Source organism: Fusibacter ferrireducens (genome assembly GCF_015352425.1).
GTDB lineage: Bacteria > Bacillota > Clostridia > Peptostreptococcales > Acidaminobacteraceae > Fusibacter_A > Fusibacter_A ferrireducens.
In genome coordinates, this window is record NZ_JADKNH010000005.1 from 84,234 (window position 1) to 99,927 (window position 15,694).

Below are 15,694 nucleotides of genomic sequence, written 5' to 3' on the forward strand. Positions count from 1 at the left end.
TTATATAATTGTGAGTTAGACGGTAAAAAAGTTGGAGGCGTTTAAATGGGTCGTAAATTATTGAGCATGGCGATAAGCCTGTTGATCATATTGAATATGGGCATGGTATTTGGTATAGAAACCAAACAACCCCCCTCAATTTCTGCTGGAGAACTTATTATTGCAGAGCCTGTATCGGATATTCTATATGAGAATAAGCCCGTCTTTTTGAACGTAAATATCAGTGCAAAGGCAAAGGTTAATGTTCAGGAACACCCTTTAAATCTCACACTTGTAAAATTGGAAGATAAATTGCCTTTTGCGGAAGAACTGGATAAGAATTTGAATATACCCATTATAAAACTTTCGTCCAGTGCGCTTTTAAAAGAGTCGCCATCTGTACTCTACGTGGTTGTAGATCCAGCTTTAGAAAAGACAGAAAATACGGATGATTATAAGATTGAGACAGAGATCATCAATAAATATTTTAAAATGGCCGAAGAGATCAGTGCTTTAAATGCGGAGATCCTATCTGCAAATAAAAAATATAAATTGGATGCTTTAACAGAAGTGAGTCTTAGTAAGTCAAGTGAAGAGGTTAAAAAAGCCTACAAGACTTGGATTGCAAATAAAGCTGTGCTGTTGAAGCAGAAAAAAGATTTTGAGCAAGTACAGGCAACTTACTTGAGTTTGTTTGAAGTGAACATATTAGAGGATCAAGTTGACAAATTGAGTTACTTGAAAGAGGTTGGCAAACTTGATATTGGAAAATATAAATTGAGATTTACAGATGATGATGGTATTTTCATCAAAGAGATGGTTTTTGAAGTCGTAAAGGAAGATGATACTTTGAAGGCGATTACACCTACTATTAATGTCAACGATAATACAGAGAAATAAGGAGCAACACTTTGAAAGAGCGTATTAAATCTATTGCTCTCATCAGTTTAATCTTCATGGCGCTTATCTTAAGCAGGTGGGTATTATACGATGGCTTAAAGACGAATATCGTCAAGAACAGTGAAAGCGAAGTGAAAATGGTTAACCTTAATTCGTATATTAACCCCCAAAGTTATCTTATTAGCTTTGGGGGTATGTCATATACCAAGGTTTACGATCAAGAAATTCGCAATCAGATCTGGGAGAACCTCCAACCGTATATTTTTACCACATTGAGTAACTATGAGACCCTTAAAATTATTGACGAAAAAGCATATGTAGAGGCATTTTCAACTAAAAGTATTTTACTGAAGATGCCTCTTGAGTTGCGTCTATCTGACTTGGCGACATTCTATGGTATAGAGGACATACCCGAAGAACTGGCAGCGGTTATTCCAACTGAATATCTGATTGTCGGTGACGAAACGCAATCGCTCTATTTGCTGGATGGTGCTTCTCAGCAGTATTATAAAATTAAGAGCAAGACTTTTACACATGATGTTTCGAAACTGTTTGAAGTTATAAAATCGAGAGAGTTTGTTGAATACAGAAAGGTGAGCGATCGATTTAGCCTTGAAAGTACAATGGGCGAAGATAAAAATTATTTGAATTATACCTTGATTCCAATTCAATACAAATATCTGGTGCCTAATCTGAAAATTCAAAACGAGGTCGATTTGGACTCTGAGCAATTTGATGATCAAATCAGAATCATTGCAAAGGCTGTTTTCGGGAATCGTTTTGACTTCATCAAAAGACTTGAAGACATCAATGGATCTGTGATTTTCATGTATGGTTATGGCGATAAGGCGTTGACTATTACCCGTGAAGGTGTGGTTTCGTATAGTCAGAAGTATAATGCAAACGATAAATCGAGTGTTTCTATGGCTAAAGCTTTAGCGCTCGCCTGTGGAGAACTCGAGCCGTTTGGTGTTTTGCCAAGTGGTGTCAACTTGATCAAATACGAATCTAAATTAGAGAATGGCATAACGACCCAAATTTTTTCGTTTAATTATAAGTTGGGTAATTATGAAGTTATGCCTCAAAATAATTTAAGTGCAGACATTCGTGTGGTGGTTAAAGGTAACCAAGTGATCCATATCACTAAGAATGTAAAATCCTATATTGGAGACGCCAATTTAGAGCGTGCTTTAGGCTACAATAAAATGTTTGATATAGATGAATGTATCACGAGTAACTATTTAGATGTCAGTATCTATTATTTGCAAGACAACAATATCTATGATGCTTCGATGAATAGCGTTCAATACCATTATGATATTCGAAGTGCGATTTCAAGTATTGAAATGAATTATTACCAGTTGGATGAAACACACATGATTCCAGTATGGGCAGTTGAGATCAGTGGTAGGACTTATATCTTTGATGCTTATACAGGCGACATCATTACGTCATATAGATGAGGAAGTATTATGGATTGGCCGAGGATTAAAACAATTTTAATTATGGTATTGCTAGTGACAAATATCCTTTTAGGGGTTATGATTGTTAACGAACAAAAAACTTTTCAAAGAGAACAATCAGAAAAAATTGACAATATTCGTGCGCTTTATGAGAAGAGAGGCATCACTATATTGCCAATGAGTCTGAAATTTCCAGATAAGATCGAATCCTTAAATGTGGAATATGACACCTATGGTGAAAGTGAACTGCGTACCATTTTAGGAGATGATTACGAGTATGATGGTTCTAGATACTTAAATAGAGATGAAATGGTGCTCCTTACAGGCACGACATTAGAATATTTCGTCAATATTTATAGACCTCAGGAAGATTTGTTTGATATAGAGATCACAACGCCGTTTGCCCTTTTAAGCAATGGGACAGAAATAAAATCGGTTTGTGATGATTTTTTAAAGGCACTTAATATGGATCAAGATTATGTTTTTGAACACTATAAAACAGAGGGGCAATTGACCTACATTTGTGTAAAACAGATCTACAAAGATTATTTTTTAGATGATTCTTCAATGATTTTTGTCATTAAAGACAAAGAAATTGTAGGCTTTAAACGTAAGTGGTTAAATATCCTTGATAACAATGCTCAATCTAAGTATCCAATCATTTCAATAGACAAAGCATTGTATGAGTTGATGATGAACTTTAAAGAAGAAGATGTTATTTCTGAAATTGCCATTGGGTATAAACTCAATGATAGCAGTTTGCTTGTGAGTGACCTCGTATCAGGGGAAGCTCTACCGTATTATAAAATCAAATTGGAAGCAGGCAAGTGCTATTATGTTCAAGCGGTTTCTGAAACACAATAATCTGAGATACAATAGAAAGAGGCGTTATGTCATTTTATTTTTGCTCGCTGGCCAGTGGCAGTTCTGGAAATTGTCAGTTTATAGCATCGGACAAGACAAAACTTCTTGTGGATGCAGGCATGAGTGGGCGTTATATTAAAAATTCGCTGAGCAATATCGATGTGGATATCAATCATATTAATGGTATTTTATTGACACATGAGCACGCAGATCACATCAGTGGTGTGGGTGTGCTCATGAGACGACACAAAATTCCGCTTTATGTGACGGAAAAGACATGGGAAGCATTAAAACACAAGATTGGCAATATAGATGAGCATTTACTACACCTATATGATCGAATTGATAATATTGAAATTGGCGACATATTTGTGCAATCGGCGAGAATTTCACACGATGCAGTAGATCCGCTTTGTTATGCACTGATGCATGGCAATAAAAAAATAGCGATTGCCACGGATTTAGGCACAATTTCTGATGAAGTTGTGGAAAAATTTAGAGACAGTGATCTTTTAATGATTGAGTCCAACCATGATATTGAGATGCTCAAAGTAGGGCCATATCCAATTTACTTAAAAAGGCGTATTCTCAGTGAATACGGCCATTTATCCAATGAGGATGCGGGTTACATCGCCAAAGAAATTATAGAATATGGCAAAGTCAAGCACGTTTTGCTGGCGCATTTGAGTAAGGAAAACAATTTTCCAGAATTGGCTTTTGAGACAGTAAGGGGCATTTTGGAAGAAGCGGGCATCAAGGACGGCGTGGATATTAACTTGGACTTGACCTACAGAGATAAAGTGGGAAAAACCTATAAATTGTTATAAAATACTGGAGGTAGCGGATGAACGTCAAATTTATTGAATCATTGTCAAATGCGTATGGTGCACCAGGTTTTGAGGATGATGTGAATGCAGTTATCAGAGATTATGTGAAAGATCAGTTTGATATTCAAGAAGATACCATGAGAAATCTGATTCTCATGAGAAAGAATCACGATGGTGACAAACCGATATTAATGCTAGATGGTCATTCGGATGAAGTGGCTTTTATCGTGCAGTCCATCAGACCTAATGGAACGCTTAGGTTTGTCCCTAATGGATCGTGGTCTGCTCAAAATGTGGCGGCACACAAAGTGAGGATCAGAAATGCAGAAGGTGTGTACATTGAGGGCGTAGTTGCCTCTAAGCCACCTCATTTTAGTTCAGGACCAGAGATGCTTATTCCAATCAGTGAGATGCTAATTGATGTGGGGGCTTCTTCATATGAGGAAGTTGTCAATGATTATAAAATTGAGATTGGGGCGCCAATCGTGCCTGATGTGACATTCTCCTATAATGAAGACCGAGGTATTATGCTTGGGAAAGCCTTTGACAATCGGTTGGGATGCGGCTGTGTTGTCGAGGTGCTCAAGGCAATTGAAGGTATGGACCTTGCCATTGATGTGGTGGGTGCAATTTCTACTCAAGAGGAAGTTGGCGGCAGAGGCGCTAAAGTCAATGCACAAATGATTGAACCCGATATTGCCATTGTGTTTGAAGGGACACCTGCGGACGATACCTTTAGAGACGTTTACGATGCGCAAGGGGCGCTTAAAAAAGGCACTCAAATCAGACATGTGGATAAGAGCATGATTTCTAATCCCAGATTTGTAAGTTTGGCAAAAGAGATTGCGAAAGTCCATGAGATACCTTTTCAAGAAGCTGTCAGGATCGGTGGAGGTACCAACGGTGCGTTAATTCAAACTCAGGTTTTAGATGTGCCTTGCATTGTGCTGGGAACACCTGTTAGATATGCACATACACATTATGGTTTTTCCGCAATTGATGATTACAAAGCTTCAATAGATCTTGCAGTGGAAATGATTAAGAAACTTTCTAAAGACGTTATAAACGGTTTTTAAGTTTACGTATAGCAAAGCAGCATAGGCACTCTATAGAACGCGTGATATGATCCGGACAAAGTTGAGCTTTTAAGGGTTTTTCATGGTTTGTTTTATAGGGTGTTTTTTCATATTTTATAAGGTGTTTTCTCATAGTAAAGGGCATTTATACGAAATTTAATATATTTTTCATGATTAATGTTCAAAAATCTGTTATAATCACCATGACAGTAATGAAAGTATATTACCCAAGCGGGTATTTTATAGATAAGGGGAATCGCTTTGAAAAAATTTTCAATTCTAACACTCATTGGTATTATAGTGATGCTACAGTCACTTATGAGTTTTGCTGATCGTGAAGATAACAGCAAAGAAGCACTAGAAAATCTCATTCAAGTTGAAATGATACAATATAATGTCCCAGGCATAATGGTCAGTATTGCGTTAGACGGGACATCCAGATTTGAAACGGCAATGGGCATGTCTGACCTATCGACTCAGGAGAAGATGAGTTTAAAACAGACTGTAGTTCAAACGGGCTCTATTTCCAAGACTTTTACGGCCTATGCACTGGTTGAAGCCATGAAGCTAAAAGGCGTTCAGGATGAAGATCTGATTGGACCATATTTGTCTAAAGCGGAGATTGAAGCGCATCCGAGCTTTGCAAACCTCACTTTTAAGAACGTTTTAACACATACCACAGGTCAGGCGAGTGTAAAAGCGGGAACAGCTCTGAATCAACATCCGAGTTTAAATCCCGATGCGATTAAAGTAGTGGGAACCTTTAGTGATGAAGCAGATCGCTTCATGAAGTCTTATAAATTTGACACCGTGGTCACACCGGATTCTTATTCGGTATATTCGAATGTAAATGCTGTTTTGGCAGGGATTTTAATTGAATCCCTTACGGATATGTCGTATGAGTCCTATCTTTCAAATATAATTTCAAAACAATTTGGTATGACGGTTTCGGGAAAAATGTTAAAACATGAAAAGATTGAAGAGGGCCAATTGATCTCGGGTTATCATGTTTTTGGCGGCGTTAAAACCAAAACAAGAGGATACCAAGCCAGATTGTTGCCATCAGATGATTTTTTGACAACCATGTCCGATATGAGCCATTTTTTAAATGTGCTCACAGCAGACCGCAATGATGTACTCGTTGAAAAATTCTTATCTAGACAGATTAGAAACGATGAGTTGAGTTCTGGCAGGAGCTATGGTTTTAGTATCATGAACATAGAAGGACACGAAGTTTATTTTCAAGATGGTGGTATTCCTGGTGTCAATGCGCGACTTTTAGTGGTGCCCAAAGAAAAATTTGCCATGTTCATCGTCTATAATTCTGACAGTACTGAGTTTCGATCTGAGATGACATCGAAATTGATCAAGGCTTATTTAGGTCATAAAGCAACAGAGGCTAAAGAGGGCGTTGCTGAAACTGCTCTTAATAAGTATATTGGCGCTTATACGCCGCTAAATGCGTCTAATGAGACCGCTGAAAAGTTAACTCAGATTATCCATCAAATTCGTGTTATGAACAAGCAAGACGGGTTATATATTGATAAGTCAAAATATGTGCCCTATGCACAAAATAGCTTTTTTTGCAAAGAGACACAAACCTATGCAACTTTTAAACTGGATGATTTGGGACGTTTAAAATATCTTATTATCAACAATAACATTTATAGAAGAACGCCTTTTTATCAGAGCTTAATTGTGGAAATTGTGTTGCTTATATTTACTGCGTTTTTTAATATGCTCAGTCTTTTAGTTTTGATTTCAAAGTGGCAGAATCTGAAGATCAACAGAATCCACGATACCCCAAGAATGATTATTTTAATAGATACACTTGTGGCATCTGCTTTAATAGGACTAATTCTCTATGCGGGGATGAATTATAATTCATGGGATGTCATATTTAACACGATGACCGTGATTAGCTGGATTAAAATTTTTAGTGTGTTGGGGATAGTGTTGATAATTCCAAATTGGATTATGATTCAAAGGGGTCGAGCAGATTTTAGATGGACAGGATTGATGATTTTCATCTTTAGAGTACAAAGTATACTCAATATATTGTTGTTAACTTGGCTATGGAGATACAATTTGTTGAAATTTTAGTGCTGTTGATAACCTAAGTGGAAAAGCATGAAACTGTGGATAACCTGTGAGTAAGTGACCCTTTATCCACAAAACATTCCAAAAAGTTATGAAAAAGAGGAGGATTCTGTGTGAATAAAGTCTTAAAGAGATTGTTAATAATTATGATTGTAGGCCTGGTTATTTTAGGATCGGGATTTTATATATGGACATTTTTTGTTTATAGTCCTATGCCCTCGGCATTGGATGATATGGTGAGCAATAGTGAGGTAAAGGTACTCAGTGGCGAAAATATTGTTTTTTTCCCAACAGGTGAAGTCAAGCCCGTCGGTATAATATTTTATCCAGGAGGCAAAGTCGCGCCAGAAGCATATGCCCCTCTCCTGATGCAACTTGCAAGGAATGGTTATGAAGTGATCGAAGTCAAGATGCCCTTAAATTTGGCAATTTTTGATATGAATGCGGCCAATAAGATTCTAAAGGATAGAACGGATAAAGATTGGATTATAGCAGGACATTCCCTTGGGGGTGCCATGGCGGCAAGCTTTGTAAAGCATTATCCGAATTCACGTCTTAAGGGGTTGATGCTCTGGGCTTCTTATCCAGGAGGAGAAAAGTATTCTTTAAAGGAGAGTTCAATACCAGTGGCATCTATCTATGGCACTAAAGATATGGGGATTGATAAAATTCTCGAAAATAAAGTTTATCTCCCTGAAAGCACAAAATACTATGAGATAGAGGGTGGTAATCACGCTCAGTTTGGGGACTATGGCCCTCAAAAGGGAGATCAGGTTCCCGACATCGATATGGAGACTCAACAAGAAGCCATTATCCGCGCAAGTGTGGATTTTTTAAATCAAATCTCAGAATAACAGCGTATGCAGATCGAGTACATCAATAACCTGGTTGAAGCGTATGAACAGAGCGTATGAATGGAATATATGAACAGAGTATATGAACCGATAGAATATAAAAACCCCTTTGAATCCTATTTTAGACAGCTTGTTTTGCAAGTCTTTTAAAAATAGGTTCCTAGGGGTTTTGTCGTTATTTATACATATTGGTTTTATCCGTAAAGATGTCGTTTTATAACTGAAATCGCTTTATTATTTGAGGTGCGGTGGCACGACATCGTGTTTTATGAGATCTGCATAGGTTTCTCTTTCGACGATCTCGTATGCCTTTTCGCCGGAAACGAGAACAACCGCAGGAATCACATGCTTATTATAGTGTGATGCCATTGAGTAATTATAAGCGCCTGTGCTGAAAACAGCCACAACGTCGCCGGCAACGGCTTTGGGGAGAGGTAAATGTTCCACGAGAAGATCGCCTGATTCACAACACTTTCCGCAAAGAGTCACCTCGCCAGCGGTCTCTTCAAGAGGTCTATTGGCAAGCAATGCCGAATATTTCGCTTGGTAGAGTGCAGGCCTTATGTTATCTGTCATGCCGCCGTCCACAGCAACGTACGTTTTAAGATCCTTGATTTCCTTAACAGCGCCGATGGTGTAAAGTGTTGTCCCTGCTTCTCCAACAATAAAGCGCCCAGGTTCAATACATATTCTAGGTCGAACTAAGTGATTGGCCTCACAATATTGATCGATGGTGTCTACAATGGCATCGGTGAAATAGCCAATGGTTTGTGGCGTACACGTATCCGTATATTTGATGCCGAAGCCGCCGCCAGTGTTAAGCTCGGTGATGTCGTAATTGTAAGTGGTTTTGACGCGCTTGATGAGATCAAGTGCGATTTGAGTTGCCATCACATGTGAGTTGTGATCAAAGATCTGTGAGCCCACGTGAAAATGAAAGCCTAAGAAGTTTAAAAAAGGTGCTTTGATGGCGTCTTCAATGGCAGGCATAATGACAAAATCATCTAGGGAAATACCAAATTTAGAATCTTTTTTGCCTGTAGCAATGTAATCGTGTGTTGAACTGCTGACGCCTGGTGTGATTCGAAAGAGTATGTTCATCTGCGTTTGATGCTGCTCTGCAATTGAAGCTAAAATTTCGAGCTCGGTGGTGTTGTCCACCACAATTCGCCCTACCTTGTTGACAACTGCCATCTCAAGTTCTTCCTTAGACTTGTTATTGCCGTGAAAAATAACCCGTTCCATAGGAAATTGGGCGTTGAGTGCTGTGAACAGTTCTCCGCCAGAGACGACATCCATATAAAAACCCTCTTGTGCTACAAGTTTGACGAAAGCTGTGGTCAAAAATGCCTTGCTGGCATATGCGGCAATAGTATTGGGATGTCTTTCGAGAAACTGCGTTCTAATTTCTCGAAATTTTTCGCGAATAGTGGTTTCAGAAAGCACATATAAAGGGGTTTTATAAGTTTTGGCAAGTGTCAGTGCATTGCATCCCTCAATGAACAGTTGTTGGTCCTTAATAGTAATATGTTGATGCATATTTTCCTCCAAATTTAAGACTTATATAGAGTGTAGAATCTAATAAATATAGAAACGATTTATAGAATTTGAGTTATATAAATGCAAGATATATGCCAAAGTGAAGATAATGGATCATTTTATGCAAAAAGGTTGAATGCATTAAAAGGATTCAATATAATGTAATCAATAGAAGTGTCCGAGAAAGAGGAAATTATATGAAACAAAATTTGACCATTAGAATATTAGATGAGATCGACGAAGGTATTATCTACTTAAATGCAGAGAAAGAGATCGTTTTTTTTAATGAAAAGGCAAAAGAGATCACTGGAATTTCGTTGAAAAGCGAACGACACCACGCTTCTGGCAAATTGGAGAAGGGTGATATTGTCATACTGATGACGAATCGTTTTGGTATGGATGATGGACCGCTCACAAGAGAGGCTTTGAAAAAAATAGGATGTGAAATTCCAGAGCTCAATCAAAGAGAAGCTTTAATTGCAGTGGGCGTTTATGAGCAGCCGCAGATAAATGGCATTCATAAAATATGGTCTCAGTCCGAATTGCTGGACTTATTAGAATTAAAAGTCAAATTTCTCGGAAACCAGATTCATTGTAAAATCGATCAAGTTGAAACGACGATGAGTATTCAAATCAATTCAGATGTCTTCGAACAAAAATATGCAAAAGCATACGGACATATGGTTGTTGTCAATGGGGAGACCGGACAAATTAAGTTTTTCCAAGGCAAGGGGTACACCATTAGAAGAGAAAGTATTTTAGAAATATTAGAAGGGGGTACTTTTAGATCCAAAGGCAACCGAGAGAAAGGGATTGAAGTTGAAGGCATGCTTTTATCTAGGCTCTTTGAATCAGAACAACTCTTTCAAGCACTGGAGCATATAGACGAAGACAATGGTTTGGAGTCGAGATCGTTCTTTTTAGATGTCAATCATAGACCGATGAATTGCCAGTTGACGCCATTTTTTAAAGAGACAGCTCTGGAGGGCATTCTTATTAGACTCAGTGATTTATCTGAAATGAGTGCGCTTTTAACCGAGCGCAATGAGCTTCTAAAAAGCATTGAAGCTCTAAAGGCGCAATCCAACCTGTCTACAGATCAGGAAGCCCTTGAAAAATTCAGCGACTTTATTGGCAATAGCAGTAATATTCGAAGTGTGAAGTATTTGGCAAATAGGGCAACTGAAATCAAGTCCAATATATTGATTACAGGAGAGAGTGGCACTGGAAAAACTTACTTAGCGCGTTTGATCCACGAGCACAGTCATTTGAAAGGTGATTTCGTAGAGGTAAATTGTGCTGCAATTCCTCAGAGCTTATTTGAAAGTGAGCTGTTTGGTTACGAGAGCGGCGCTTTTACAGGCGCAGATCGGAGAGGCAAAAAAGGATACTTTGAAATGGCAGACCAAGGGACTCTGTTTTTAGATGAGATCGGCGAAATTCCACTTGAAATACAGGTTAAGCTTTTGCAAGTTTTACAGAGTAAACGGTTTTATAAGGTGGGTTCAAGTGTACCTTCAACGGCAAGTGTCCGGGTGATTACTGCCACAAATCGTTCTCTATACGAAGCAGTACAGGAGGGGCGATTTAGAGAAGATCTCTATTACAGGATCAATGTTTTTCCAATTCATGTCCCTTCGCTGGCAGAGCGTCGTGAAGACCTCTATCTGATTATTAATGATCTGATGAAAAAGATTAGCGAGAGATTAGACATCAAAGAAAAGCCACTGTCAGGAGAAGCTTTCAGCCGCTTGTTAAATCATCCTTGGAAAGGTAACATCCGTGAACTGGAGAATGTGCTTGAAAGAGCACTTGCAATCAGCAAGACGAATATCATTTATCCTGAGCACATTAGTATGTTGACACATGAAACCAGAAATGCTGAGGAAGAACTCAACTTGAAATTGCGTTTGGAAGCCTTTGAAAGTCAAATTATCCGAGAGACAATTCAACATGCTGGCAGCAACCGTGAAGCGATGAGACAACTTGGATTATCCAAGTCCACATTCTATGATAAACTCAAAAAATATCATTTGGAATCTGAATTCGAAAGTTGATCCAGCAACTTTTCAGCAAGTCTTTTTTTAATGGAAGCCTCAAGAGTCAACGCGACGATTTGAGCGATCAAAGTCTCATCTGAATCGATCTCGTTGCCAATATAATCTGCTTTAAGAGCTGATAAAATGGCCTCTTCGGTACTTATAAAATGATTATAGGGTTCGGCTTCTATTTGATTCAGCGCTTTGATAAGCGATTTCGTATCTTGAAGAGAGAGAACTTGTTTAAACGCATAAACCATTATAAGATCCATAATGGCTTCTTTGGCATATTTCTTCTTTACGGGTGATGGGACAACGTTTGCTTTGACATAATTATTGATCATGGTTTTAGTGAAGATGGGCTCTTGATCTGTGCGCTTATTTGCGCCCAGTTTTGTTTCGAAAAAATCAAGTACCTGGTCCATATAGAGTTGAATTTCAGGAATATCATCGCTTTTAACAGTGTTAAAATTTATAAAATCAGAAGGGATTTGCATGGGTTCACCTCATTACCTCATATTTTAACAATATTATAACATAAAAAAGTCTTGAAATATAGAATACAACGTGATAGTATATCAATATAATACAACATAGTAATGAATACTATATTAAAAATTATCTGCCATGAAGGCATGTTTCTACTTTCTACTTTCTGGTTTGAGGTAGCTAAGTAATGAATGTTATAAATCAGTAAGTGATAAAATATGAATTTATTAAGGAGGCTTGTATGAGAGAACCTATTAATACATTGACTCATCTTGTGGGCATTATTTTGTCCTTTGTGGGTTTGGTCGTGATGATTGTCAACGCTGTGATGAAACACAATGTTGTCTATCTTATTGGAGGCATCGTATTCGGACTGAGCATGATTGCGCTTTACAGTGCTTCTACGATATATCATGGATTTAATGGCAAGAAAGAAATTATATTAAGACTGCGTAAGTTAGATCATGCCATGATTTTTGTGCTTATAGCTGGGACTTATACGCCCATTTGTTTAACGGTCCTTAAGGGTACTCTTGGCAATGTGCTTCTAATAGCAGTTTGGGCACTTGCAATCGTTGGCATTGTCATGAAAGTGTTGTTCATCCACATGCCAAGGTGGTTATCTGCAGGGATGTATCTCTTTCTTGGGTGGCTCAGCATCATCTTTATCTATCCGCTGTTCAAAGCACTGCCCTTTAACGGCTTTTTATGGTTAGTTTTAGGCGGGATATTCTATACAATTGGCTCTATCTTCTATGCGACGAAGTCTGAAAAGATCAAGATTGGCAAATTTGGTTTCCATGAAATCTTCCATCTCTTTATTTTAGCAGGTACTTTTGCACATTTTGTTCTGGTGAATAACTATATTATGATTGATATGCCGAAGCCTTTCTAGTTGATGTTTGCGTTAGGAAAAACAGTGCAATCAAAAAGAGACCTCTTTGAAAAGCATTTTAGTGAATGCCATTCTGAGGTCTTTTCTTTTGTATATAGACTCTGTATATAGGCTCTGCATATAGACTCGCTGAAGTTTAACGAATTCAATAAGGGTACAACATTATATTTCAACTTTTTGAGGCAGCTTTTGTTGTGCTTCGCGTTTTTCAATAAACTTTACAATGAGAATTTTGGCAATGGCGCCCAATGGGATCGCCAGTAAAATACCGAGAAGGCCTCCAAAACCGCCACCAATTGAGATGGATAGAATAATCCAAATGGGCTTTAGACCAATGTAATTGCCCATGACTTTAGGACCGACAATCGAACCGTCTATCTGCTGTAAAATGACGATGAAGACAGCAACCCAAAGTGCTTTTATAGGATCGTACATAAAAGTGGTGAGTATGGCTGGCACAGCGCCGATAAAGGGACCGAAATATGGAATGACATTGGTGAGGCAAATGATAAAGCCCAAAACAACAGCGTATTTTACGCCCATAATGCTTAAACCAATAAAAGCTAAAAGACCTATGATGAAAGCTTCCACAATAAGCCCTGTTAAAAAGTGTGAAAAAACATTGTTGACATCCCCTAGAAAATTAAAGAAAGATGAGGCCTTTTTCTTAGGGATGAAGGCATGGATCAGTTGTGTCAAACTTTTTTTAAGTGAATCTTTATCTGCCAGCATATAAATGGAAATAATGATTCCTAGAATAATGTTGAAAAACACAAGCGCAAATCCGACGAGTCCATCAATGATGTTCGTGAGTAATAGGTTGCTGAATTTAGATAAAAGTTCTGCACCTTTACTGAGATTATCGTAGATGATGCTGCCGTAGGCCCCAAAGTCATAGGCTTGAAGTTGCGCTGGAATCTGTTCGCCCCATTTTGAGATATCTGAGATCAACTTTGAACCGTTATCATAAATCTTTGGAACTAAGCTCACAGAGAAAAGCGTCAAAATCACAAGGAGCGCTAAATAAGTTATCAAAATGGCATACATGCGCTTAATTTTAAATCTTTTCTCCAACTTGGAGATGGGTTGATTTAATATATAGGCAATTGCAAAACCGATGAAAAAAGGTGTGAGCACATTTAATAATTTAGAAAAGATAGACATGACACCAGATCGGTCCATAATGAGCCAAACCGTTAAAAAGGCAGCGATACATACCACAACCACATATTCGATGAATTTACGTTTTTCCTTTAACATAGCAATCCCCTTTGTTAAATTTAAGTAACTCATTTCATATTACACTATTTATATTAAAACCGGGTTAAAAATCGTGTGAAACCTAAAAAAAATCATTCCAAATAGGGTATAATAGGATCAATACTTTTTCGAATGGACACAGCGTATCCCGAAGTGTATTCTAGGGTAGAATTGGAGTTGTATGAAAATGCTTGAAAATCAAAAGGCGGACTTGATAAAATCTAAAACGATATTGGGCTCAATCAAAGAAGGTGCAGATACTTGGTTTGGACTGCGATACAACATGAATCTTTATAGAGGGTGCCAGCATGGTTGCATCTATTGTGACTCAAGAAGTACGTGCTATCAAATGGATGCACTGGATCACATCTATGTGAAAGAGAATGCACTTGAGCTGCTTAAAAAGGAGATTGCAGGAAAGCGGAATAAGGGGACCATCGGATTTGGTTCAATGAACGATCCCTATATGCCTCTAGAAGCGCAATACAAGTTGACGAGAGGTGCGCTTGAAATCATACAGATGTATCGATTTCCAATTCATATTATCACAAAGAGCGATTTGGTGGTGAGAGATATAGACCTCATACGTAAGATTAGTGCTGTTTATGCGGCGGTTTCGTTCACGATAACAACCTTTGACGATAAACTTGCAAGTGTTTTAGAGCCTCATGCGCCAGTGAGTTCTAAGCGATTTGAAGCCATGAAAAAACTATCGGAGGCTGGGATCTATACTGGGGTTACTTTGATGCCGATTTTACCCTATATCAATGACACACCTGATAATATAAGACAAATTCTCTTTGCGGCAAAGGCAAATGGCGCAAAATATGTGATCGGCGCTCTGGGCTTGACTCTGAGAGAGGGATCAAGGGACTATTATTATAAAAAGTTAGAGGCGCATTTTCCAGGACTCAAATCCAAATACGAACATCGTTATCAATTGAGTTACAATGTGAAACCAGAGCAACACAAAATGCTTTACAAAGTTTTTTATGAGACTTGTTCAGAACTGGGACTTGCCACTCAAATGACATTTTACAGTTCTAAAGATACGTCGGATCAATTTGAACAGTTGACATTTAATTTAGACGGATAGAAGAAGTGCGTACAGCGAGGTAAAGATTTTGACGAAAGCCCCTTTAATGTGCTTCACGAAGCATATCAAATTCAAGGTAAAAACTATATTTTAGATGTGTTAAGGCTGGAAGATGCACTGCTTATTTTGAAAGTTATGTGTTTAAAGAGGATGGAATTGGCTACATAGAAGATATTATCAAGTATGAGTTGACGCTCTGCTCTCGAGTTAATTTTGTCAAGACATCTATTCAATCCTATTTTAAAAAAAGGCCAAACGCCTCATTTTCACATTCGTATAGAGAGCGAACCCTCATTGGCCTTGGCGTCTTCCT

At 38.1% G+C, this 15,694-nt stretch carries 13 protein-coding genes; 10 read left to right on the forward strand and 3 right to left on the reverse strand.

Annotated features, from left to right (window positions below; genetic code table 11):
- The first annotated feature begins 45 nt into the window (after nt 1–45).
- The 7 genes from ISU02_RS09215 (at nt 46) to ISU02_RS09245 (ending at nt 8,063) form a co-directional block, all read left to right on the forward strand.
- Nucleotides 46–879: a hypothetical protein gene (locus ISU02_RS09215; protein ID WP_194701540.1), complete on the forward strand. Its 834-nt coding sequence runs from the start codon at nt 46–48 to the stop codon at nt 877–879.
- A gap of 11 nt (nt 880–890) precedes the next feature.
- The gene (locus ISU02_RS09220) at nt 891–2,342 is read left to right on the forward strand and encodes a hypothetical protein (RefSeq protein ID WP_194701541.1); all 1,452 of its coding nucleotides are present in this window, start codon (nt 891–893) and stop codon (nt 2,340–2,342) included.
- Between the two features lie 9 nt (nt 2,343–2,351).
- The gene (locus tag ISU02_RS09225) at nt 2,352–3,206 is read left to right on the forward strand and encodes a two-component system regulatory protein YycI (RefSeq protein ID WP_194701542.1); all 855 of its coding nucleotides are present in this window, start codon (nt 2,352–2,354) and stop codon (nt 3,204–3,206) included.
- 26 nt (nt 3,207–3,232) lie between these two features.
- Nucleotides 3,233–4,033, forward strand: coding sequence for an MBL fold metallo-hydrolase (locus ISU02_RS09230; RefSeq protein ID WP_194701543.1), 801 nt, complete (start codon nt 3,233–3,235; stop codon nt 4,031–4,033).
- A gap of 17 nt (nt 4,034–4,050) precedes the next feature.
- The gene (locus tag ISU02_RS09235; RefSeq protein ID WP_194701544.1) at nt 4,051–5,109 is read left to right on the forward strand and encodes a M42 family metallopeptidase; all 1,059 of its coding nucleotides are present in this window, start codon (nt 4,051–4,053) and stop codon (nt 5,107–5,109) included.
- A gap of 261 nt (nt 5,110–5,370) precedes the next feature.
- Complete coding sequence (locus ISU02_RS09240; RefSeq protein ID WP_194701545.1) at nt 5,371–7,212, forward strand: serine hydrolase domain-containing protein; 1,842 nt, start codon at nt 5,371–5,373, stop codon at nt 7,210–7,212.
- A 110-nt stretch (nt 7,213–7,322) separates the two neighbouring features.
- Nucleotides 7,323–8,063, forward strand: coding sequence for an alpha/beta hydrolase (locus ISU02_RS09245; protein ID WP_194701546.1), 741 nt, complete (start codon nt 7,323–7,325; stop codon nt 8,061–8,063).
- 234 nt (nt 8,064–8,297) lie between these two features.
- On the opposite strand, the gene lysA is transcribed toward ISU02_RS09245, so the two are convergent.
- Nucleotides 8,298–9,602: a diaminopimelate decarboxylase gene (lysA, locus tag ISU02_RS09250; protein ID WP_194701547.1), complete on the reverse strand. Its 1,305-nt coding sequence runs from the start codon at nt 9,600–9,602 to the stop codon at nt 8,298–8,300.
- 197 nt (nt 9,603–9,799) lie between these two features.
- On the opposite strand from lysA, the gene ISU02_RS09255 reads away from it, so the two are divergent.
- Entirely contained in the window at nt 9,800–11,659 is a 1,860-nt protein-coding gene (locus tag ISU02_RS09255; RefSeq protein WP_194701548.1) for a sigma-54 interaction domain-containing protein, read from the forward strand.
- Here ISU02_RS09255 and ISU02_RS09260 read toward each other — a convergent pair.
- On the reverse strand, nt 11,632–12,138 hold the full coding sequence (locus tag ISU02_RS09260; protein WP_194701549.1) for a DUF1836 domain-containing protein: 507 nt from the start codon (nt 12,136–12,138) through the stop codon (nt 11,632–11,634). The two genes, ISU02_RS09255 and ISU02_RS09260, sit on opposite strands and share 28 nt — an antisense overlap.
- A gap of 233 nt (nt 12,139–12,371) precedes the next feature.
- Here ISU02_RS09260 and trhA point away from each other — a divergent pair, with 233 nt between their 5' ends.
- A complete protein-coding gene (trhA, locus tag ISU02_RS09265) occupies nt 12,372–13,025 on the forward strand; it encodes a PAQR family membrane homeostasis protein TrhA (RefSeq protein WP_194701550.1) in 654 nt (217 codons plus the stop codon).
- Between the two features lie 162 nt (nt 13,026–13,187).
- Here the strand turns inward: trhA and ISU02_RS09270 are convergent, their stop codons facing one another.
- On the reverse strand, nt 13,188–14,285 hold the full coding sequence (locus ISU02_RS09270; RefSeq protein ID WP_194701551.1) for an AI-2E family transporter: 1,098 nt from the start codon (nt 14,283–14,285) through the stop codon (nt 13,188–13,190).
- A 187-nt stretch (nt 14,286–14,472) separates the two neighbouring features.
- Here ISU02_RS09270 and ISU02_RS09275 point away from each other — a divergent pair, with 187 nt between their 5' ends.
- Nucleotides 14,473–15,381, forward strand: a complete 909-nt coding sequence (locus ISU02_RS09275) for an SPL family radical SAM protein (protein ID WP_194701552.1) — start codon at nt 14,473–14,475, stop codon at nt 15,379–15,381.
- Nucleotides 15,382–15,694 lie beyond the last annotated feature (313 nt).

Excerpts from the sequence above, each read along its gene's own strand:
- ISU02_RS09215 (WP_194701540.1), top strand. The coding sequence starts at position 46 with ATGGGTCGTAAATTATTGAGCATGGCGATAAGCCTGTTGATCATATTG.
- ISU02_RS09225 (WP_194701542.1), top strand. The coding sequence starts at position 2,352 with ATGGATTGGCCGAGGATTAAAACAATTTTAATTATGGTATTGCTAGTG.
- ISU02_RS09230 (WP_194701543.1), top strand. The coding sequence starts at position 3,233 with ATGTCATTTTATTTTTGCTCGCTGGCCAGTGGCAGTTCTGGAAATTGT.
- ISU02_RS09235 (WP_194701544.1), top strand. The coding sequence starts at position 4,051 with ATGAACGTCAAATTTATTGAATCATTGTCAAATGCGTATGGTGCACCA.
- lysA (WP_194701547.1), bottom strand. The coding sequence starts at position 9,602 with ATGCATCAACATATTACTATTAAGGACCAACAACTGTTCATTGAGGGA.
- ISU02_RS09255 (WP_194701548.1), top strand. The coding sequence starts at position 9,800 with ATGAAACAAAATTTGACCATTAGAATATTAGATGAGATCGACGAAGGT.
- ISU02_RS09260 (WP_194701549.1), bottom strand. The coding sequence starts at position 12,138 with ATGCAAATCCCTTCTGATTTTATAAATTTTAACACTGTTAAAAGCGAT.
- trhA (WP_194701550.1), top strand. The coding sequence starts at position 12,372 with ATGAGAGAACCTATTAATACATTGACTCATCTTGTGGGCATTATTTTG.
- ISU02_RS09270 (WP_194701551.1), bottom strand. The coding sequence starts at position 14,285 with ATGTTAAAGGAAAAACGTAAATTCATCGAATATGTGGTTGTGGTATGT.
- ISU02_RS09275 (WP_194701552.1), top strand. The coding sequence starts at position 14,473 with ATGCTTGAAAATCAAAAGGCGGACTTGATAAAATCTAAAACGATATTG.